This window comes from Micromonospora sp. NPDC048999 (genome assembly GCF_040649295.1).
In the GTDB taxonomy this organism is placed as follows: Bacteria; Actinomycetota; Actinomycetes; order Mycobacteriales; family Micromonosporaceae; genus Micromonospora.
The window spans coordinates 1-19,770 of record NZ_JBEZFI010000011.1 but is presented as its reverse complement, the minus strand read 5'-3'; the positions used below and the strand labels follow the sequence as shown (position 1 = coordinate 19,770).

The 19,770-nt window shown below is 69.6% G+C and carries 19 protein-coding genes and 1 pseudogene; 12 read left to right on the top strand and 8 right to left on the bottom strand.

Features of this window, described 5'->3' with window-relative positions:
- The first annotated feature begins 114 nt into the window (after positions 1–114).
- From AB0C02_RS15060 to AB0C02_RS15035, 6 genes are all read left to right on the top strand, one after another.
- Positions 115–627, top strand: a complete 513-nt coding sequence (locus AB0C02_RS15060) for a MarR family transcriptional regulator (RefSeq protein WP_357548447.1) — start codon at positions 115–117, stop codon at positions 625–627.
- Between the two features lie 151 nt (positions 628–778).
- The gene (locus tag AB0C02_RS15055; protein ID WP_357548445.1) at positions 779–1,285 is read left to right on the top strand and encodes a hypothetical protein; all 507 of its coding nucleotides are present in this window, start codon (positions 779–781) and stop codon (positions 1,283–1,285) included.
- Positions 1,286–1,417: 132 nt separating this feature from the next.
- Positions 1,418–2,347 carry a hypothetical protein gene (locus tag AB0C02_RS15050; RefSeq protein WP_357548443.1) on the top strand — a complete coding sequence of 310 codons (930 nt, stop codon included), beginning with the start codon at positions 1,418–1,420 and terminating at the stop codon, positions 2,345–2,347.
- Positions 2,344–2,505 (top strand): hypothetical protein, encoded by a 162-nt coding sequence (locus AB0C02_RS15045; protein ID WP_357548442.1) that lies wholly within the window; start codon positions 2,344–2,346, stop codon positions 2,503–2,505. Before AB0C02_RS15050 ends, AB0C02_RS15045 begins: the two co-directional genes overlap by 4 nt.
- Before the next feature lie 823 nt (positions 2,506–3,328).
- Positions 3,329–4,591, top strand: coding sequence for a histidine kinase (locus AB0C02_RS15040; RefSeq protein WP_357548440.1), 1,263 nt, complete (start codon positions 3,329–3,331; stop codon positions 4,589–4,591).
- Positions 4,588–5,214 (top strand): response regulator transcription factor, encoded by a 627-nt coding sequence (locus tag AB0C02_RS15035; protein ID WP_357548437.1) that lies wholly within the window; start codon positions 4,588–4,590, stop codon positions 5,212–5,214. The genes AB0C02_RS15040 and AB0C02_RS15035 overlap by 4 nt, the downstream gene beginning before the upstream one ends.
- A 28-nt stretch (positions 5,215–5,242) precedes the next feature.
- Here the strand turns inward: AB0C02_RS15035 and AB0C02_RS15030 are convergent, their stop codons facing one another.
- Positions 5,243–6,097 carry an ion transporter gene (locus AB0C02_RS15030; RefSeq protein ID WP_357548627.1) on the bottom strand — a complete coding sequence of 285 codons (855 nt, stop codon included), beginning with the start codon at positions 6,095–6,097 and terminating at the stop codon, positions 5,243–5,245.
- 243 nt (positions 6,098–6,340) lie between these two features.
- Positions 6,341–7,300 carry a DUF4034 domain-containing protein gene (locus tag AB0C02_RS15025; RefSeq protein WP_357548435.1) on the bottom strand — a complete coding sequence of 320 codons (960 nt, stop codon included), beginning with the start codon at positions 7,298–7,300 and terminating at the stop codon, positions 6,341–6,343.
- 225 nt (positions 7,301–7,525) lie between these two features.
- On the opposite strand from AB0C02_RS15025, the gene AB0C02_RS15020 reads away from it, so the two are divergent.
- Together AB0C02_RS15020 and lepB are read left to right on the top strand one after the other, a co-directional pair.
- Positions 7,526–8,041, top strand: coding sequence for a SigE family RNA polymerase sigma factor (locus tag AB0C02_RS15020; protein ID WP_357548434.1), 516 nt, complete (start codon positions 7,526–7,528; stop codon positions 8,039–8,041).
- Positions 8,042–8,217: 176 nt separating this feature from the next.
- Positions 8,218–8,787 carry a signal peptidase I gene (gene lepB / locus AB0C02_RS15015; RefSeq protein WP_357548433.1) on the top strand — a complete coding sequence of 190 codons (570 nt, stop codon included), beginning with the start codon at positions 8,218–8,220 and terminating at the stop codon, positions 8,785–8,787.
- Between the two features lie 102 nt (positions 8,788–8,889).
- On the opposite strand, the gene AB0C02_RS15010 is transcribed toward lepB, so the two are convergent.
- Positions 8,890–10,935, bottom strand: coding sequence for a S8 family serine peptidase (locus AB0C02_RS15010; RefSeq protein ID WP_357548430.1), 2,046 nt, complete (start codon positions 10,933–10,935; stop codon positions 8,890–8,892).
- Positions 10,936–11,629: 694 nt separating this feature from the next.
- Between AB0C02_RS15010 and corA the strand changes: the two genes are divergently transcribed.
- A complete protein-coding gene (gene corA / locus AB0C02_RS15005; protein ID WP_357548429.1) occupies positions 11,630–12,760 on the top strand; it encodes a magnesium/cobalt transporter CorA in 1,131 nt (376 codons plus the stop codon).
- A gap of 60 nt (positions 12,761–12,820) precedes the next feature.
- On the opposite strand, the gene katG is transcribed toward corA, so the two are convergent.
- The 4 genes and pseudogenes from katG to rpmF form a co-directional block, all read right to left on the bottom strand.
- A complete protein-coding gene (gene katG, locus AB0C02_RS15000) occupies positions 12,821–15,052 on the bottom strand; it encodes a catalase/peroxidase HPI (RefSeq protein WP_357548426.1) in 2,232 nt (743 codons plus the stop codon).
- A gap of 34 nt (positions 15,053–15,086) precedes the next feature.
- Positions 15,087–15,518: a Fur family transcriptional regulator gene (locus AB0C02_RS14995; RefSeq protein WP_357548425.1), complete on the bottom strand. Its 432-nt coding sequence runs from the start codon at positions 15,516–15,518 to the stop codon at positions 15,087–15,089.
- A gap of 130 nt (positions 15,519–15,648) precedes the next feature.
- The gene (locus AB0C02_RS14990) at positions 15,649–16,878 is read right to left on the bottom strand and encodes a GTP-binding protein (protein WP_357548423.1); all 1,230 of its coding nucleotides are present in this window, start codon (positions 16,876–16,878) and stop codon (positions 15,649–15,651) included.
- A pseudogene (gene rpmF, locus AB0C02_RS14985) lies at positions 16,875–17,055 on the bottom strand (50S ribosomal protein L32). The gene AB0C02_RS14990 and the pseudogene rpmF overlap by 4 nt, the downstream one beginning before the upstream one ends.
- Before the next feature lie 194 nt (positions 17,056–17,249).
- On the opposite strand from rpmF, the gene AB0C02_RS14980 reads away from it, so the two are divergent.
- From AB0C02_RS14980 to AB0C02_RS14970, 3 genes are read left to right on the top strand one after another with little or no spacing between them, the layout of a single operon-like run.
- Entirely contained in the window at positions 17,250–17,642 is a 393-nt protein-coding gene (locus AB0C02_RS14980; protein WP_357548420.1) for an SCO5389 family protein, read from the top strand.
- Complete coding sequence (locus AB0C02_RS14975) at positions 17,632–17,970, top strand: hypothetical protein (RefSeq protein WP_357548418.1); 339 nt, start codon at positions 17,632–17,634, stop codon at positions 17,968–17,970. The genes AB0C02_RS14980 and AB0C02_RS14975 overlap by 11 nt, the downstream gene beginning before the upstream one ends.
- Entirely contained in the window at positions 17,967–18,944 is a 978-nt protein-coding gene (locus AB0C02_RS14970; protein ID WP_357548417.1) for an ATP-binding protein, read from the top strand. The genes AB0C02_RS14975 and AB0C02_RS14970 overlap by 4 nt, the downstream gene beginning before the upstream one ends.
- A gap of 18 nt (positions 18,945–18,962) precedes the next feature.
- Here the strand turns inward: AB0C02_RS14970 and AB0C02_RS14965 are convergent, their stop codons facing one another.
- A complete protein-coding gene (locus AB0C02_RS14965; protein ID WP_357548626.1) occupies positions 18,963–19,400 on the bottom strand; it encodes a transcriptional repressor in 438 nt (145 codons plus the stop codon).
- Positions 19,401–19,770: the final 370 nt, after the last annotated feature.

The following is a 19,770-nucleotide window of genomic DNA, read 5'->3' as shown; positions in this document are numbered from 1 at the left end:
TTGTGACGCAGGGCCGCCGCCGTCCTTGTGGGCGCGATGACGAGCTATGCCGATCAGCTAAACACTAGGACATCCAACTATCCAACGTCCATGTACCCTCCGACACCCTCTAGGATGATCCGCGTGCCGACTCCCGACCACCCCCGCGACCCCATTGCCGAAGCGCGACGCCAGTGGGCCGCCCACGGCTGGGAGGCCGCCGCGGACGGGATGGCGGCGTTGACATCGCTCATGCGCGCGCAGCAGATCGCCCTCGCGCGGGTGGAGGCCGTTCTCCGCCCGTACGACGTGACCTTCGCCCGCTACGAGGTGCTCATGCTCCTCTACTTCAGCCGCGCCGGCGCCCTGCCCATGACGAAGATCGGCAACCGGCTTCAGGTACACCCCACAAGCGTCACCAACGCCGTCGACCGCCTCGAATCAGCCGGCCTCGTCCGACGTACGCCCCACCCGACCGACCGGCGCACCACGCTCGTCCAACTCCTCCCGAAGGGACGAGAGCTGGCCACCAAGGCGACCGAGGAACTGAACGCCCAGGTCTTCACCAAACCCGACCTGTCGTCGGATCGCGGCACCACCCTGGTCGAGATCCTCGCCGAGATGCGCCACGAGGCCGGCGACTTCTAAGCCCGCACCGGCGACGGTCGAACCCCTCGCGAGTGCCCACCCCAAAATAGGGTATATCCCTTGAAGTCGGGCAGGCCGGTTGTCATGGGGGTGGAGCGGAGTGGCAGGCTTCCCAAACGCACGAACCTCCCGGAAGCCCGCGCGTCGGCCCTTGACCCGGCTGACCGTGGCCAGCCTGGCAGCACATGTGGTCTTCGAACTGGGGGCCGGCGTCGGCATGCCGCTCGCCTCGGTGGTCGGGCCGTACGCCGCCGTGGGCTTCTGGAGCGTCGTAACCGGGGGCGTCTGGGCCGCGAGCGGTCGCGACGCCTCCGCTGACAAGCTGTTGGCCGCGACGAACGGCTTCGGCCTCGCTGCCGTGTCGGCTCATCTGCTCGGCTGGCCAACGCGTAGCACAAGAACAGGCCTGCCATGGCTGGAGGACTGCGAGGGGCTGGGACCCGAGCTGATGCCCTTCTACAACCCGATCCTCTACTTCTCCGGCGCGACGGGCCTGCTCGCCTTCATCTGGGAGAACCGCACCGCCCGCGTACGCCTGTCGCTGGCCATGCTCGGACTCGTGCCGGCCCTCGTCGCCTATCAGCACTGGGAACACCGGCGACTGCTGAGGCTGGCCCACACCCGTCCCGGGTGGTGGAACCGCCGCCTGCGGCGCTGACTCGAAGGCCTCGGTAGCGAGGTCGTCCCCGGTGCCTCCTACCCAGGGAGGAGCCACCGCTCCGACCGCCGGCCGCAACCGGGGCTTCAGGTCGGGCGAAGTCCCGGGCCAGGTTCAGCAGCATCTGCAGGCATGACTACCACCCTGCGCCGGGCGGCACACCGGCACCGCCCACTGATGCTCTTCGTCTCGGCGATGGCGGTGCTCGCCGTCGTCTCCGCGATCGGCGTCTTCGCCGATCCACGCGTCCTCACCGGCGCGCCGATCTGGCTCAAGCCGCTCAAGTTCTGCGTGTCCTTCGTGCTGTACGGCACCACCCTCGCCTGGATGCTCTCGCTGCTGCCTCGGCGGAGCCGCACCGCAGAGTGGGCGGGCACGGTCATTGTCGCGATGGGTGTGGTGGAGATGGCGGTGATCGTCGGGCAGGTGCTGCGCGGCACGACCAGCCACTTCAACGCGACCACCCCGCTGAACGGCGCCCTGTTCGGGCTGATGGGTCAGGCGATCGTGGTGCTGTTCACGGCACATCTCGTCATCGCGATCGTCGTGCTGCGTCAGCCGATCGCAGACCGGGTCGCCAAGTACGCGGTGGCATGGGGACTCGGCCTGACCCTGCTCGGCATGGCGGTGGCGATTCCGATGGTGCTGCCCAACCAGGAGCCAGGTATCGAGGGGATCTCCGGAGCGCACAGCGTGGGCGTCCCCGACGGCGGGCCCGGGCTGCCGCTGCTCGGTTGGAGCACCACCGGCGGGGATCTGCGGATCGGGCACTTCGTGGGGATGCACGCGTTGCAGGCGCTGCCGATCCTGGCGATCATGCTGGGCCGGTTCCTCGGTGGGCGGCTGGACGAGCGTACCCAGGCGCGGCTGGTGGTCGTCGCCGGCGGCTCACACGGTGCGCTCACGATGCTGTTGACCTGGCAGGCTCTGCGCGGGCAGCCACTGCTGCGGCCGGACGCGCTCACCCTGGCCGCGCTGGCGGGCCTGGTGGTCGCGACCGCGGTCGCCGCCGGCGCGGTCGTGGCCCGTCGCCGTCGGCCGGAGCTGGTGCTGGCGGCATGACCGGCGCGCTGTTCACCCTGACGTTCACGGTGGCCGCCCCGTTCTGGGCGCCGACGATCCTGTTCGGGCCGTCCGGTCTGGCCGCCTACCTCGCCGTCCGGGCCGGGTGGCCGAAGCCGGCTGCGGCTCCGACCACCGAGCCGCAGCGCCTAGGCTAAGCAATTTGATTACTGATCCACAGTGGTCATAGAATTTCCGTTGTCGGGCGTTTTGTTGGGGATGCGATCGGCGGAGAGCCGGGCTTGTCTGTTATTCGAGTCCGGGCGGTGTCAGGACGGTGGCGGGTGAGCCGGAAGTTGGCGTTGGCTGACGGCGAGGCGGTGCGGACCGCGTGCGCTCGCGCGCTGCTGCGAACGGGTGTGGACGAGGCGTCCGGGGATGTCGTGTCCCGGGCGGTGCTTGCCGAGCGTGTCGGTTGGTGTGCTGATCTGGTGGCGGGCATGGTAGGCGCCCTGCTTGGTGGGCACTGCAACCGTGTGGATGTTGATGTGCTCGCCTCGGGCGTGGATGCGAGTGGTCGGAGGTTGCCGTCGAATGCGTGGATGGCGTTGCGGCGGCTGGGCTGGACGGCCGCCGTTCCGGAGGGTGTGCGGGTCAATGACCGGATCGTGCGGATGGTCCAGGAGCAGGCGGGGCGTGTTCTGCGGTCGGTGAAGTGGCGCGTCGACCTCCCCACCGCGCGCAAGCCAGCACGCCCCGCGCCCAGGCGACGCAGGGCACCCTCCCCCACCCGACCTCACGGCCGGGCGGGCAAGCGTCCGGAGGGACACGCACCAACGGACCGGCGGCTGCCCCGCGCAGCCCACCGGCACCAGAACGTGACCACGACCAGCACACCCACCACCGGCCACCAGCCACGCGGAGCAGCGCTGGGCGCAGGATTCCACCTCCACGCCCACGCCACCCCACCCAGGTGGGAAACGATCCCGGAAAGCTTACTCCGAACTCACGATCGCTTAGCTGATTTGAGACGCTGAAGATATGGGGTGGGTGGGACGAGCGTTCGACAGGCGCGACAGCCTCGTGCGGATGGTGCTGCTCGACCTGAGCGGCGTCGGCTACCTCGTCATCGTCGCCCCCATGCAACATGGGACGACGGCCGTGCAGTGGATCCTCGCGGTGGCGGCGTTCGCCGTCGCGCTGCTGTTCCACCGCCGGCCGCTGTTCAACCTGCTGGCGCAGGCCACGCTGCTGATGGTCGCGATCTGCCTGATCGACGACATGACGATCAACCAGGTGGGTGCCAGCTGGGCGTTGCTCGAGCTGGCCATGCGGGCGCGCCGGCCACAGGCGATCTGGCTGGCCGCCGGGCTGCTGACCGTGGTCGAGCTGACCGATTCGATCGGCGACCCGCTCCGACGATTCCTCGCCGGCGTCATCGGGCTAATGGTGAAGGTCGGCGTGCCACTGCTGCTCGGCCTGGTCATCCGGACTCAACGGGAACTGGCCCGGCAGGCGGAGCAACGGGCAGCGGAGGAGCAGCGCCGCCGCGAGTCGGAGAGCCGCGCCGCCCGCGCCGACGAACGCAGCGCCATCGCACGGGAATTGCACGACGTGGTCGCACACCACGTGGCGTCGATGGTGCTGCGGGTCGGCGTGGCCCGACACGTGCTGACCGATCTGGATCCGCGGGTGGGTGAGGTGTTCGACGACGTGCACGGCACGGGGAGCGCGGCCCTGGCCGACCTGCGCCGGCTAGTCGCGGTCCTGCGTGACCCCGACGGGGTGCGCGGTGACGCGGCGCTGACGGCGATCGAGCCGTCGGCTCTTCCGGCGGCCCTCGGCGCCGCGGTCGACCGGGCCCGGCAAGCCGGTGTCACCGTGGAGGCCGACATCGACCCGGCGATCGGTTCGCTCGACGCGGTCCGGGGCATGGCGGTCCTGCGGCTCACCCAGGAGGCGCTGACCAACGTGGCCAAGCACGCCGGCACGTCCGCGCTGGCCCGCCTGTCGGTCACGGTGGTCGACGGGTCCGTCCACTGGGAGGTGTCGGACGACGGGGGCGGGTGGGTGCCGGCGGCTTTGCCGTCCGGCGGCGGTCACGGCATCACCGGAATGCGCGAACGCGTCGAGGTCCTCGGCGGCGAGTTGGAGGCCGGTCCGACGGACGGGGGTTGGCGGGTACGCACCGTCCTCCCGGCCGCGCCGGCGCCCATGCCCCCTTCCCCCGCCGTCATGCCGGCCTCATCCGCGACACGGAGACCCGAGGTCCCGGTGGGGCCGCGCACGGCGGAGCCGGCATGATCCGCGTCCTGCTGGTGGATGACCAGCACCTCATCCGCGCGGGCCTGCGCATGCTCTGCGACGCCCAGCCCGACATCGAGGTCGTCGGCGAGGCCGACAACGGCCGCGACGCGATCTCCCTCGCCGCCCGGCTCGTCCCCGACGTGGTCGTGATGGATCTGCGCATGCCCGGCGTTGACGGGATCACCGCGACCAGCCGCATTCTCGCCGAGCGGCCGGCCACGCGCGTCCTGGTGCTGACCACGTTCGACGACGACGATCACCTCTATCCGGCCCTGACCGCAGGGGCATGCGGCTTCCTGCTCAAGGACGCGCCCCCCGCCGACCTGCTGGCCGGTGTCCGCCGGGCCGCCGCGGGTGACAGCCCGTTCAGCCAGGAGGTGCTGCAGCGCCTGGTCCAGCGCGCGGTCCACGCCCGCGCCGGGGCACCCCGACCGATGACGGGACTGACCGTACGCGAACAGGACGTGCTGAACCTGGTCGCGGAGGGCCTGTCCAACACGGAGATCGCCGACCGGCTGCACATCGGTGTCACCACGGTCAAGACTCACATCACGAGCCTGATGAACAAGACCGGCAGCCCCAACCGGGTACGCCTCGCCCTGTTCGCGCGCGGCGCCTGAGCGGTCGGCGCCGCCCGGGCCGCCGATCTCACGGGCCCGGCTTCGACCGTCCGTCCCCGTGGCCGATGCGTAGGTCCCGTTCGAGCTCCGTCAGCATCGTGCGCATGTCGTCCAGCCGCTGACTGATCATGATCCGGTCGAGATGATCCGGCACACCGTCGCCGTCCTCGTCGACCGCCATCCGCTCGGTCATCTCCAGCCGCCGGGCCTCCTCCATCGAGTTGACGACCACCGCGATCAGGATGTTCAGCAACAGGTTGACCGTGATCAACACATAGCTGACGTAATAGACCAGAGTCCACGGCGAAAGTTCCATGCCCTGCTCGACCAGTTCGGGCAGTGTCTCGAGGGACAGCAGCACGAACAGGGTCAGCACGGCCCGACCGATGGTGCCGTAGTCGTCCGGATAGGTCTCGGCGAAGATCAGCCACCCGACCATGCCGTACACGTACAACGTCACCAACGCCAGCGCGAGGAACCCACCAACACCCGGAAGACTGCGCAACAGAGCCGCCACAATGGTCCGCAACCCCGGCGAGAAACGCACCAACCGCACCACCCGCGCCATGCGGATCACCCGCAACGCCGCCGTATCCCCGTGCAGACCCGGAATGAACGCCGCCGCGATCACCACGAAATCGAAGACGTTCCACCCACCCCGGAAAAAGTCCTGCGGCCGCCGACCATGCGCCAACACCCGGATGACGATCTCCACCACGAACACCGCACGGAAACACCACTCCAACACCCGCAGCAGCACCCCGAGCGACCCCGGATGCGGATAGGTCTCGACACCGAGCATCACCGCGTTCACACCGATGACGACCACAATCGTCACCTCGAACCAATGCGACTCCGCAACGTCGGCACACCAACGAGCCACCCGCGACGGCCCCGGCCCGGACACCACCGGGGCAGACCGCTGCGGCGGCACCGGCCGCCGACTCACCGGACCGCCCACGCCCAAGCCATCCCGGTCAGGTCATCGTGCTCGGTCGGCCGGCGATGTGCCACGGTGTCGACGAGGGAAGGCGGCAAGTTGATCACTGGGCCAGCCTACGGGTGCGCGGCCCGCCCGGTTCGACGGCACCACCGGCTCGATCAGGCCGCCGCACGGCGCGCCGGTTCAGTCGCGGTTGGTGTACACCCACTCCCGACCCGCCGTGAACGCCGTGACGGGATCGCCGCAGTAGACCCATGGCCAGTCGCTGACCTGGTCGCCGATGAGGTCGAAGACCCGAGCCGCGGCCTCGAACTCGCCCGCCTTCTCCAGGCCCATCGCAAACGTGTTCGCCCGAGGGATCCAGCCGAAGCCGGGCGTGAAGGCCGGATGGAAGAGCGACTTCTCCACGGCGGCCAGCATGTCCACGCGCACCTGCGGGGAGCTGATGTATTCGTCGTCCTCCCCGCGCGGCAGCGACAGCCACTTCTCAACGTGCGCGACGACAAGCAGTTCCGGCAGAAGGCTGCCACCCGGCGCGGCCACGGTGGCCTCCCGGGCGAACGCGAACATCTGCTCGTCGCTGCCAGACCATTTGGCGCACAGGTACTGCAGCCGCTGCTCGTGGGCGACGACGTGGGTGGGGTGCCGCTTCACCACCTCTTCGAAGCGGGCGCGGGCCTCGTCACGGTCGACCTGGCGGCCCCGCGCGGAGCTGACCAGCCAGGTCCGGGCGGTTACGTCGTCCGGGTCTCGGGCCACGACCTCGTCGAGCAGGTTCTCGGCGGTCCGGAGCCGGCGGAAGAACTCGCGGAACTGCTCCTCGCTGGTGTGTTCGGCCCGCTTCGCGCCCCGGGCCTCCCAGGCCCAGTACACCGCGTGGCAGCCCCGGACCAGCACCGGAAGCGTCGAGTCCGGTTCGGCGGCGACCCACTCGCCGATCCAGTCCTGGACGCCGTCGACGTTTGCCGCGACCTCCATCAGGTAGGCACGCGCATCCGGATTGGTCGTGACGTTGAAGACGTCCCGGGCCGTACGCCAGTCCTGCGCGCCCAGTGCCTCGATGAGCGCCCGCGCCTGCGGGTCACCCTGGGCTGGATCGACGACGAGGCCGGCCGGCTGCCGACGCTTCTTGAACGGCCACATGTGGATCTCCCTCCCCGTACTGGCCGGAGATTCTAGGGGGTCGGTCCTGGCTCGGCCCCGGTGGCCGGGGATCCGCCGTTCCCGCACCCGCACCCGCACGCGTACGGGTACGGGTACGGGTATGGGTACGGGTACGACACTGTTGGCCGGTTCTCCGAGCACGTCCTGTGCTGCCGGTGAGTCACGACATGCAACGCGTGGGAAAGGCGTCTCGTTCTAGTGGATGTGACCCCCTCCGAAGAGCAGGACTTCACGGAGTTCGTGCAGGTCCACGGAAACCAGCTGCTGCGGTTCGCGCGGCTGCTCGTGCCGGACGCCGCCGAGGCCGAAGACGTCCTGCAGACGGCACTGTTACGGCTGGTCAGACACTGGCCGAGGAAGCTGGACTCGCCCGAGGCGTACGTCCGAGCCGTGCTGGTCAACCTGGCCAAAGATCGAGGTCGGCGCAGCCACCTCGTCCCCGTCCCCACCGAGGCGGATCCGGATTCACCGGAGCCCGGGCCCGATCATGCTGAGGCGATCGCCGCCCGTACGCACCTCGATCAGGTCCTTGCCGGGCTCCCCCCGCGACAGCGCGTCACCGTCGTGCTGCGCGTCATCGACGGGCTGAGCGAAGCCGAGACGGCAGCCGTCATGGGGTGCTCACCAGGAACGGTCAAGAGCAACCTCGCGCGCGGACTGGACAAGGTTCGCGCCGCCTTGAAGTCCACCCTCAGCATGGCAGAGGAGACCGCGCGATGAACGACACTCTCCCCTCGCTCGCGGATGCGGCCGAGGAGCTGCGCCGGCTCGCGGCGGCTGCTGCACCGGCGGTACGGGCCCACCCCGACCTGGCCCGGCTGGTCCTCAACCGCGCCCAACGCAGGCGGCGGGCACAGCGCGTACGCAGAGCCGCGGCCGGCGTCGGCGGAGGGGTCGTGGTCCTGGCCACCCTCGCGGCGGCGACCGTGCTCGGCCGAAGCGACTACGTCACCGTCACCCAGCCGAGCGCCGCCATGGAATCGACCGTACGTGTCGGCGAGCGCATCGTCTTCAACAAGAAGCTGTCCCCGTCCCGAGGGGACGTCGTTCTCGTGCACCTCGTCCACAACGGCCGCGAGTTCGATTCCGTGCTGCGAGTTGTTGCTCTTCCGGGTGACACCGTCGGCTGCCCTGCTGATCCGGGCGGCCGCTGCGAAGCAGTCGTCGTCAACGGGACGCCTGTGCCGCAGCAGTATCTCGGCGCGACCGATCCCTTCCCCCGCAGCACCGTGCCGGTTCACATGATCTTTCTCCTGGGCGACAATCGCCCAGTTGCGAACGACTCCCGAGCGATGGGTCCGGTCAGCATCACGGACGTGGCGGGAGTGGCGGTGCGGATCGTGGACCGCGACGGGCGCGCTCGGGTCGTGCCGGGCGCTCCGGGTCACGGCGGACCGGGCGACCGAGACAACGTCGATCCGGCTGGCCCGGTTCCGCCGGCAGCCGTGACGGAACCGGTGCGATGATCCGGATGCTCGCCCGTGGTCAGGGCGCGATCTGACGATTCGGCGGAGAAAGCAGTGGCGGCCCGGGGTAGAAACCCCGGGCCGCCACCGTACAGGCGAGACTTACTTGAACGAGAGGTTCGCCGAGTGGGTGGTGCCGTCGATCAACGTGACGTCCAGGCGCCCACAGGTGTTCGCCAGGGACTTGTCGGTCTTCCAGTTGTACTGGTACTGCTTGCTGGCCGGGTCGTAGGTCAGGGTGCTCGCGCCCGGAGCGGCGATCGGCTGGAGCGCGCCCTTCGGGGCCCAGCTGTCGCACGTCGTCGGCTGCAGCTGCGGAACGCCCGCCGCGAAGATGTTCAGGCCCTGGTCACCGCCGAGGCTGAACTTGATCGGGACAGCGCTGCCGGCCTTGGCGGAGTTGACCCCGGCCACGATCGGCGAACCGAAGCCCTTCCAGTCGAAGGCCACCTGGAAGGTGACGCTGACCGCGGCGGCCTTGTTGCCGGCACGGTCCCGAGCCCCCTCGCAGGTGGCGGTGAAGTAGCCGACGCTCGGTCCGCCGGTGACGGACAGGGTGGCCTGCGCGGCGACGCCGCTGTCGCTGTCGGTGGTCGAGCAGCCCGGGTCCACCGACTGGCCGAGGGTGATCTGCTGGCCCTCGCTGACCCCGGTGACCTTGACGGTCGGCGCGGTCACGTCCTCGTTCTCGGTGACCGCCTTGTAGGCGTTCACCAGGCCGTATCCGAAGAAGCCGTTGACGTTCGGGTTGTTCGGGTCAACCTTGCACCGGCCCTGGGTGTAGTCGGTGCCGGAGGTGGGGCAGGCGAGCGGAATGGCCTGCTTGCGCAGCAGCTCCGCGATGTAGTCGGGAGTGGCCCCGGGGTGCTTCGACACCAGCAGCGCGGCGACGCCGGCGACGTGCGGCGAGGCCATCGAGGTGCCGGAGAGCGACCGGTAGCTGGCCACGCCGGTCGACGGCGAGGTGGAGTAGATGCTCGACCCCGGAGCGGCCACGTCCACGGCCCCGAGCCCGAAGCTGGAGAACGACGAGCGCGTCGGCTGGGTGGTCAGACCCGGGTACCACGGCCCAACGGCGTTCGCGGGGACGGTGGGCTGGGTGGTCGACGACACCGACACCACGTTCGGCAGCTCCGTCGGCAGGTTGAGGCAGCTCGGGTCCAGGGTGCGCCGGACCGGCTTGGTGTCGTCCGGGCTGGTGGTGTCGACCGTCTTGTTGGCGAGGTCCTGGTTCTCGTTGCCCGCCGCGGCGATGTTGAGGATGCCGTGCTCGGTGGTGTAGTTCACCGCGCGCCGGACCGCCTCGACGATCGCCTTCTGGTCGGCCTGGCTCTCACACCAGTACAGCCACGGGTCGACGTAGTAGCTGTTGTTCGTGACCTGGATGTCGTGCTCGGCCGCCCAGATGAAGCCGCAGATCGCGTACTCCGGGTAGATGAAGCCGTCCGGGTTCACGACCTTGATGGCGGCCAGCTTCACGCCGGGCGCGACGCCGACGATGCCGACGCCGTTCTTCGCCGCGGCGATGGTCCCGGCCACGTGCGTGCCGTGGTAGTCGGCGGTGAGGCTGTAGGGCCGCCACGCGCCCGGCGTGGTGTCCGGGGCGCCGGTGCCAACGCAGTTCACCGACTTCGACTGGTCCACCACCGGGGCGAGGTCCTGGTGGTTGGCGTCGATCCCGTCGTCCAGCACACCGACGGTCACCGTCGAGCTGCCCAGGTTGACCTCGTGGGCAGCGCGCGCGCCGATGAGGACCATGTCGCTCTGCCGGGTCGCGTTCTCCAGATCGTCCGGCACGTAGGCGTCGACCGCCTCGGCGTCCTCCGCCATGGCGGGCAGAGCGGCGGTCCGAGTGGCACCCGCGGAGAGAACGGCGCCGCCGTGCGCGACCGTCTTCACCTTCTCGCCGAACGCGGGGTCGGTGGAGCGGGCGATGACCACGCCGATCTGCGCGTACGAGACCATCACCTGGCCGCCGGCCTCGGTGACCGCGGCGGCGGCGTCCGCCGTCTGCGCCTTGCCGACGGCGTTGACGACGTAGCTGAGGTTGGGACCTTCGGCCGCAGCCGCCACGCTCGGCACGAGGGCCGCACCGAACGCCGCGACGAGGCTGGTCGCTGTTGTGACAATGAGGGAACGTCTGCCCAACCTGGATTGCATTCGGGGCCTTTCAAAAGAGGGTGAGGTGGCTCACCCGATCTTGGGGTGGAGCGATCATAGGATGACTTTCCCGGCGAGCGCACTCGGCTGGACGGCCGATGCGCCTGCCCAGGTGAACGCCGGTTTTCCTTGGCGAGTCGGGTGACCGACGGCTCCGGATAATCTTCGTCGCCGCGTACGCCTTGGCGTTTCGGTCCGCAATCTCACCGGTCCTGTCGACCTGGTCGGCGGCGGGCGCTCCTCGTGCTTTTTCGCGGTTCGTGCCTCGATAAGGCGATATGATCTGATTGTCGCCGCGTCCACGATCGTGGCGGCGCGCCGAGGCGATCGGTGCCTGGGGCGCCGGCGTCGTCGTTCTGGATCGGGCGGGTGGGAGCGGTCTCCCCCATCGGTTGCCTGATCACGCGGCCTGCCTACCGCGCCGGCTTCCGGGTACTCGTCAGCGGCCGAACACCGCAGTGCGCCCCTGACCCGCCCGGTCCCGCCACAGGCGGGAGCGGGGCCACGCGGGTGGATGGCGCCCACGAAGGCTTCCGGCGGAAGGAGGGGTACGCGATGGGCAGTGAACCGCCCAGTACCACCGGCCTCCCGAGCACCACCGGCCCCACAACCGCCGTACAGCAGCAGGTGCCGCCGGCGGACTAGGGGCATGCCCCTCTCCATTCGCCCCGAGGAGGTCCTCATGCCTGCGAAGCGCCGCGCGTTCCTGCTTCCCGTGGGGAGCCGCCATCGGGTTCCCGCCGACGGGTCCGGCACCACGGCCGCGCCGGTCGCTGCCCCCGGCGTGCCGGACAGCCGACTCGTCGACAGCGCCGTCTACACCCGCGGCCACCGCCATGCCTCCCCGAAGAGCCTCGCCGAGACCTACCAGTGTCTGCACGAGCTGGACAACGCGATGGCCTGGATCGGGCTCTACCGACCCAACGCCGACCAGATCACCTCGCTGGCCGCGGAGTTCAGGCTGCACCACCTGGCCGTCGAGGACGCCATCACCGCCCATCAGCGGCCCAAACTCGAACGCTACGGCGACACGCTCTTCGTGGTGCTGCGCGCCGCCCGCTACGACGACGACCGCGAGGAGGTCGAATTCAGCGAACTGCACCTGTTCATCGGGCCCGGCTTCGTCATCACCGTTCGGCACGGTGAGGCGCCCGACCTCGCCGCCGTTCGACGGCGGATGGAGGCCGAGCCCGAGATGCTCGCCCGCGGCCCCGAGGCCGTGCTCTACGCGATCCTCGATCAGGTCGTCGACGGGTACGCGCCCGTCGTCGACGGCTTGGAGAACGACATCGACGAGATCGAGACCGAGGTGTTCGGCGGCGACCCGAAGGTCAGCCGCCGCATCTACGAGCTCAGCCGGGAGGTCGTCGAGTTCCAACGCGCGGCACGCCCACTCCTCGGCGTGTTGAACGCCCTCAGCGCCGGATTCACCAAGTACGGCACCGAGGAGGAGCTCCAACGCTACCTGCGCGATGTCGTCGACCACCTCACCCAGGTCGTCGAACGCGTCGACGGGTACCGGCACCTGCTGCAGAACATTCTCGCCGTCAACGCCACCCTCGTCTCGCAGCAGCAGAACGAGGAGATGCGCAGCCTCACCGCCGCCAGCTACGAACAGAACGAGGAGATCAAGAAGATCTCCTCGTGGGCGGCGATCCTGTTCGCCCCCACCCTCATCGGCACCATTTACGGGATGAACTTCGAGAACATGCCCGAGCTGAAGTGGAGCTTCGGGTACCCGTTCGCGATCGTGCTGATGGGCCTCGTGTGTGTCAGCCTCTTTCTCATCTTCAAACGCCGAAACTGGCTCTGACCGACCGGCGTCCGCTGCCGCGTCCGGGCCGGCCCTCGCGGGCCGGCCCGGACGTCGGGATCAGGCGAGGTCGAACCGGTCCAGGTTCATCACCCTGGCCCACGCCGCGACGAAGTCGTGCACGAACGTCTCCCGCGCGTCGTCGCTCGCGTAGACCTCGGCGAGCGCGCGCAGTTCCGAGTTGGAGCCGAAGACGAGGTCGACGCGGCTGCCGGTCCACTTGACCTCGCCGGTGGCGGGGTCCAGCGCCTCGAAGGTGTTCGCGTCCTCGGACGTCGGCCGCCACGTCGTGCCCAGGTCGAGCAGGTTGACGAAGAAGTCGTTGGTCAGCGACCCGGGGGTTGTGGTGAGGACGCCCAGCTGCGACTGCTGGTAGTTGGCCCCCAGGACGCGCAGACCGCCGACGAGGACCGTCATCTCGGGCGCGCTCAGGGTCAGCAGGTTCGCCTTGTCGAGCAGGAGGAACTCGGCCGGCAGGCGGTGGCCCTTGCCGAGGTGGTTGCGGAACCCGTCCGCGGTCGGCTCCAGCGCCGCGAAGGACTCCACGTCGGTCTGCTCCTGCGCCGCGTCGGTGCGTCCCGGGGTGAACGGGACCTCGACGTCGAAGCCGGCATTCCGGGCGGCCGTTTCGACGCCGACGCCACCGGCGAGGACGATCAGGTCGGCGAGCGAGACCTGCTTCCCGCTGGTCTGGGCGGCGTTGAAGGCCTTGCGGATCTCCTCCAGGGTGTGCAGCACCCTGGCCAGTTCGTCGGGGTTGTTGACCTCCCAACCGTTCTGCGGCGCGAGGCGGATGCGCGCCCCGTTGGCGCCGCCGCGCTTGTCGCTGCCGCGGAACGTCGAGGCCGACGCCCACGCGGTGGAGACCAGCTCGGAGACGGTCAGGCCCGAGGCGAGGAGCTGGCCCTTGAGGGTGGCGACGTCTTCGGCGTCGATGAGCTTGTGCGTCACCGGCGGGAGGGGGTCCTGCCACAGCAGCGTCTCGGTGGGAACCTCCGGGCCGAGGTAGCGGGCGACCGGCCCCATGTCGCGGTGGGTCAGCTTGAACCAGGCGCGGGCGAAGGCATCCGCGAACTCGTCCGGGCGCTCCAGGAACCGCCGCGAGATCTCCTCGTAGACCGGGTCGAACCGGAGCGCCAGGTCCGTCGTGAGCATCCGCGGCTCGCGGCGTTTCGACGGATCGTGCGCCTCCGGCACCAGGTCGGCGCCCGCGCCGTTCTTGGGGCGCCACTGGTGCGCACCGGCCGGCGACTTCATCAGTTCCCACTCGTAGGCGAAGAGGATGTGGAAGAACTCGTTGTCCCACCGGGTCGGGTGGTAGGTCCAGGTGACCTCGATCCCGCTGGTGATGGTGTCCGCGCCCTTGCCGGTGCCGAAGCTGCTCTTCCAGCCCAGGCCCTGCTCCTCGATCGGGGCGCCCTCGGGCTCCGGGCCGACGTGGTCCGCGGGGCCCGCGCCGTGCGTCTTGCCGAAGGTGTGACCGCCGGCGATCAGGGCGACCGTCTCCTCATCGTTCATCGCCATGCGGCGGAACGTCTCGCGGATGTCCCAGGCCGCGGCGATCGGGTCCGGGTTGCCGTTCGGACCCTCCGGGTTGACGTAGATGAGGCCCATCTGGACCGCGGCGAGAGGATTCTCCAGCTCCCGCTCGCCGGTGTAGCGATCGTCGCCGAGCCAGGTGGTCTCGGGACCCCAGTAGACGTCCTCATCGGGCTCCCAGACGTCCGCCCGGCCACCGGCGAAGCCGAAGGTCTTGAAGCCCATCGACTCTAGGGCGACGTTGCCCGCGAGGATCATGAGGTCGGCCCAGGAGAGCTTCTGGCCGTACTTCTTCTTGACCGGCCACAGCAGACGGCGAGCCTTGTCAAGGTTTCCGTTGTCCGGCCAGCTGTTGAGCGGCGCGAAGCGCTGCTGCCCGGCACCGGCGCCGCCGCGACCGTCGCTGATGCGGTACGTGCCCGCGCTGTGCCACGCCATCCGGATGATGAACGGGCCGTAGTGGCCGAAGTCGGCCGGCCACCACTCCTGCGAGGTCGTCAGGACCTCCGCGATGTCCTGCTTCACCGCGGCCAGGTCGAGGGTCTTGAACGCCTCGGTGTAGTTGAACTCCACACCGAGGGGGTTGGCCACGGCGGGGTTCTTGGCAAGGATCTTCAGGTTGAGCTGGTTCGGCCACCAGCCCCGGTTGCCGCCGCCCTGGGTCGGGTGGGAGGCGCGTCCGTGCGCGACCGGGCAGCGAGACTCGCTGCCGGCGTTAGCGTCGTGAACAACGGCATCGTGCTTCTCGGACATCGAATTCCTTCCGTGCTGTGTCAGATCCGGGGGATCAGGAACTGCCGGTGCTGGAACAGTCGGGGCACCGGCCCCAGTAGGTGACCTCGGCCTCGTCTATCGAGTAGCCGTGGCCGTCGGAGGCGGCCAGGCAGGGTGCCTCACCGACGGCACAGTCGACGTCCGCGATGAGGCCACAGGAGCGGCACACGACGTGGTGGTGGTTGTCCCCGACCCGAGCCTCGTAGCGCGCCACGGTGCCGGGCGGCTCAATGCGCCGCACCAGGCCCGCGGCGGTCAGCGCGCGCAGCACGTCATAGACGGCCTGGCGGGACACCTCGGGGAGCTCCCTGCGCACGGCCCGGATGATCGAGTCCGTGTCGGCGTGCGGATGCGCGTGCACCGCGCCCAGCACCGCCGCCCGAGGCCGGGTGACGCGAAGCGCGGCCCCACGCAGCATCTGCTGGAGGTCCAGGGTCGGGGCCATGTCCCACAGTCTGGCTCGTTTTCTGGAATGAGTCAAGAATATGGCCGCGACGCCTGGAAGCCCCGCCGAGCCCCCGGAACAGGACCAGAGCGACGGCCCGCCCGAACCGCTCGGGCGGGCCGTCGCCTGATCAGCCCTGGTCGACCAGCTCGACGTGCTCGTGCAGATCGCCCAGGTCCCACTCCGGGAACGGGTCGGGCAAGGACCGCCAGGCGCGCTCACCGGCGGCGACCTCGGTCTCGGTCAGCAGGCACCCGGCCAGCGCAGCGCGCAACCCGTCGCGGTCGAGCCCGACGCCGATCAGCACCATCTCCTGCTGACGGTCGCCGAACACGGGATGCCAGCGGGCCGCCAACTCGCTCCGCTCGGCGGGGTCTTGCGGCCACTCGCCCGAGACCACCACCGGCAGCCCGACCGGATCGCAGCGGCCGGAGGGGCCGGCCTGGGACCACAGCGCCTGCACGTCGGGGCGGCTGGCCAACCAGAGGAAGCCCTTGGAACGGATCACGCCGAAGGCGTCGAGCCCGCCGGCGAGCAGGTCCCACAACCGTTGCGGATGGAACGGCCGGTGGTCGCGGAAGACGATGCTGGAGATGCCGTACTCCTCGGTCTCCGGAACGTGCTCGCCGTTGAGCTCGGCCACCCATCCGGGCGCGGTCTCGGCGCGTTCGAGGTCGAACCGGCCGGTGTGCAGGATCTCCGCCGGGGAGACCTGGCCGTGCACGGCGCGGAGCTGCCGGGCCGCCGGGTTGAGCCGAGCCAGCAGCGCCTCCACCACCGCCAGGTCCGCCGCGTCCACCAGGTCGGTCTTGTTGACCACCAGCACGTCGGCGAACTCGATCTGATCGACCAGCAGATCGGCGATACCGCGGTCGTCGCCCTCGTACGCCGACAGCCCCCGCTGCTCCAGCGTCTCCCCCGCCTCGATGCGGGCGAGCAGCCCCGCGGCATCCACCACGGTCACGGTGGTGTCCAGCCGGGCGAGGTCGTCGAGCACCTGGCCGTCCTCCACGCCGAATGCGAAGGTGGCCGCCACCGGCATCGGTTCGGAGATGCCGCTGGATTCGACCAGCAGGTAGTCGAATCTGCCCTGCCGAGCCAGTCGCGCGACCTCGTCGAGCAGGTCGTCGCGCAACGTGCAGCAGATGCAGCCGTTGGTGAGCTCGACCAGCCGCTCCTCGGTCCGCGACAGCGATCCGCCGTCCCGGACCAGGGTGGCGTCGATGTTGACCTCGCTCATGTCATTGACGATCACGGCGACCCGCAGCCCGTCCCGATTGGCCAGGACATGGTTGAGCAGGGTGGTCTTGCCGGCGCCGAGAAAGCCGGAGAGCACGGTCACCGGCAGGCGGCTGGTCACGGCTCGTCCACCACCTGTCGTCCCTTGTAGAGCCCACAGTGCGCGCAGGCCCGGTGCGGCAGCACCAGCTCCTTGCGGGGGCACGGACAGGGGGTCGGCTGCGGCACCCGCGCCTTCCACCGGGCCCGGCGGTGCCGGGTGTTCGATTCTCGACATTCTTCGCTTCGGTACGGCCACGGCAGGTCTCCCTCACTCGTCGGGCCAGGCTTGAGGACCTGCAAACGGTAACGGTTTTCATTAAAGCCTTCGAGGGTGGGTCCGGATTCCGGCGTCCGACACGCGCGACCGCCTATTGACGCCACGATTCGTGACGTGATGTGCTCAACGCGTAACGCTAACGACAATCGTGATCGTTAACGCGGAGGAGGAGCATGTCTCTCACCGTTCCAACCAACCTGCTCGAGGCCGCCGAGTCCGGGCCGGTCGACGACGAGGCCTTCGTCGCCTGCGTACGCAACTCGCTGCCCTACGCCTGGCAGACCGTCAGCCGCGTGGTCGCCGACCTGCGGTCCGGTGACACGGAGTTCACCGACAACGTTGTGCCACCGCCCACCGAGGCCGAGCGCGGGCAACTGTTGAGAGCCCTGGCCAGTGACGCCATCCGGGCCAGCCTGGAGCGCCATTTCGGGGTGAAGCTGGCGTTCCAGAACTGCCACCGAGTGGCGGCCTTCCGGCCGTCCGCCGTGGGCTCCGACACCTACCGCAGGTTCGTCTCGACCCGCGGCCAGCTGCTCAACCAGTCGCCCGAGCTGCGTGACTGCTGACCCGCTCGGCGCCCGGCAGGCAACGGAGCAGGCGCAGGCGCACCTGCTTCCGTTCGCCGGGCGCCGCGACGGCGGCAGCCACGCCCAGGCGCTGGCCGACGCGCACGACTACGGTCTGGCCGCCGAGACCGCAGGCTACGCCGGCGTCTGGATCGCCGAACACCATCTCAGCGCCGCCGCGGCGGCGCTGCGGCGGGTGGCACCTGCTGTTCATGGTGGAGGCCGCCGGCGATCGGCGCGTCTGCGCCCCCGACAGCGCTCGATTCCGATAACCTTAGCGCTCATGAAAACGGTTTGCAGTAGTGGTGACGGGAGGCGTCAGCGATGAAGGTCGCGTTCGTGGGCAAGGGTGGCAGCGGCAAGACGACGCTGGCGGCCCTGTTCGCCCGCTACCTCGCCGGCCAGGACCGGCCGGTGCTCGCCATCGACGCCGACATCAACCAACATCTCGCGGTCGCCCTCGGCGGCGACGTGAACGCCCTGGCCGGCGCGACCCCGCTGGGCGAGCACCTGTCGACGATCAAGGACTACCTGCGGGGCGACAACCCGCGCATCGGCGCGGCAAGCCAGATGGTCAAGACCACCCCGCCCGGGCGCGGATCGCGGCTGCTGCGGGTGGTCGAGGAGAACCCGATCTACGCCGCCTGCGTACGCCGGATCGGCGGGGTGCGCATGGCGGTCACCGGCGAGTTCAACGCCGAAGACCTGGGGGTGGCCTGCTACCACTCGAAGGTGGGCGCGGTGGAGCTGCTGCTCAACCACATGCTCGACGCACCCGGAGAATACGTGGTGCTGGACATGACCGCCGGTACGGACTCATTCGCCTCCGGGCTGTTCACCCGCTTCGACCGCACCTTTCTCGTGTGTGAGCCGACGGTGCGCAGCGTCGGGGTTTACCGGCAGTACGCCGGCCACGCCCGCGACTACGGCGTGGCGCTGTCGGTTGTCGGCAACAAGATCGAGGACACCAGTGATGTGGACTTCCTGCACGAGCACGTCGGCACGAACCTGTTGACCTGGGTCAGCCGCTCGCCCTACGTACGCCGGGCGGAACGCGGCGCGGTCGATCCGCTGGCCGAGCTCGAGGACGTCAACCGCGAGGCCCTGGCACAGCTGGTGGGAGCCGTGGACGGCACGCCGCAGAACTGGGCGGCCTTCACCCGGTGGGCACACGAATTCCACCGACGCAACGCCGCCGCCTGGGCCAACGATCGCGTTGGGGTGGACCTTGCCGCCCAGATCGATCCCGACTTCCGGATGGGTCCACAGGCTGCCGGCGTGCCGGCAGCGGTGACCGCGTGAACCTGTCGCCCGGCGCGATCACTCGGCGCACGAGACGCAGGTACCGAAGATTTCCATGGTGTGGCTGACATCGGTGAAACCGTGCTGGCTCGCGACCTGGTCGGCCCACCGCTCGACCGCCGGCCCGGCCACCTCGACCGTCCGCCCACACTCCCGGCAGACCAGGTGATGATGGTGCCGGCTCTGGCTGCACCGGCGGAACAGTTGCTCCCCGCCGGGCAACCGGGTCGAGTCGATCTCACCGGCGTCGACCAGTAGCTGCAGGGTCCGGTAGACGGTGGTCAGCCCCACCCGCGCCTTCCGGGCGACGAGCATCTGGTGCAACTGCTGCGCGGTGTGAAAGCCCTCCACCTCGCGCAGCAGCGCCAGCACCTCGGCGCGCTGCCGGGTGTTCCGGGTCACGTTCGGGATCGCCTGGGTCACCGTACCGCCGTTTCCACTCGTCCCCGCGTCGATCGCGACGCCCGCTCCGGTGCCCGCGCACCTGTCGGCCGCGCGGCACCCCGACCCATTATGCGTTGCGCATATCTGCATGCTGCAGGCCGGCGAGCGGAACCAGGAGCCGCGTTGGACCCTGCGTAACATCCCGATCACTCTAAGATGCTCTGGATTGACATCGGAGAAGGTGATCGCCCTGAGTACGACTGACCCCGCCGCTCCCGTCACGCCACCTCCACCCTCGTCCCGGGCACCGAATACCGAGCCCGCGCCAGCCAGGCCCGACCGGTTGGTCGGTTCGGTTGAGGTGTTGTGTGTGGTGCTCATTTTGGTCGGTGTTTTGCATCGGCAGGTGGGTGTGTGGGTGGCTGATGCGCGGTTGCAGACG

Excerpts from the sequence above, each read along its gene's own strand:
- AB0C02_RS15050 (WP_357548443.1), top strand. The coding sequence starts at position 1,418 with ATGACTACCACCCTGCGCCGGGCGGCACACCGGCACCGCCCACTGATG.
- corA (WP_357548429.1), top strand. The coding sequence starts at position 11,630 with ATGCCTGCGAAGCGCCGCGCGTTCCTGCTTCCCGTGGGGAGCCGCCAT.
- AB0C02_RS15045 (WP_357548442.1), top strand. The coding sequence starts at position 2,344 with ATGACCGGCGCGCTGTTCACCCTGACGTTCACGGTGGCCGCCCCGTTC.
- AB0C02_RS14995 (WP_357548425.1), bottom strand. The coding sequence starts at position 15,518 with ATGGCCCCGACCCTGGACCTCCAGCAGATGCTGCGTGGGGCCGCGCTT.
- AB0C02_RS15060 (WP_357548447.1), top strand. The coding sequence starts at position 115 with ATGATCCGCGTGCCGACTCCCGACCACCCCCGCGACCCCATTGCCGAA.
- AB0C02_RS14970 (WP_357548417.1), top strand. The coding sequence starts at position 17,967 with ATGAAGGTCGCGTTCGTGGGCAAGGGTGGCAGCGGCAAGACGACGCTG.
- AB0C02_RS15040 (WP_357548440.1), top strand. The coding sequence starts at position 3,329 with ATGGGGTGGGTGGGACGAGCGTTCGACAGGCGCGACAGCCTCGTGCGG.
- AB0C02_RS15025 (WP_357548435.1), bottom strand. The coding sequence starts at position 7,300 with ATGTGGCCGTTCAAGAAGCGTCGGCAGCCGGCCGGCCTCGTCGTCGAT.
- AB0C02_RS14980 (WP_357548420.1), top strand. The coding sequence starts at position 17,250 with ATGTCTCTCACCGTTCCAACCAACCTGCTCGAGGCCGCCGAGTCCGGG.
- katG (WP_357548426.1), bottom strand. The coding sequence starts at position 15,052 with ATGTCCGAGAAGCACGATGCCGTTGTTCACGACGCTAACGCCGGCAGC.
- AB0C02_RS15035 (WP_357548437.1), top strand. The coding sequence starts at position 4,588 with ATGATCCGCGTCCTGCTGGTGGATGACCAGCACCTCATCCGCGCGGGC.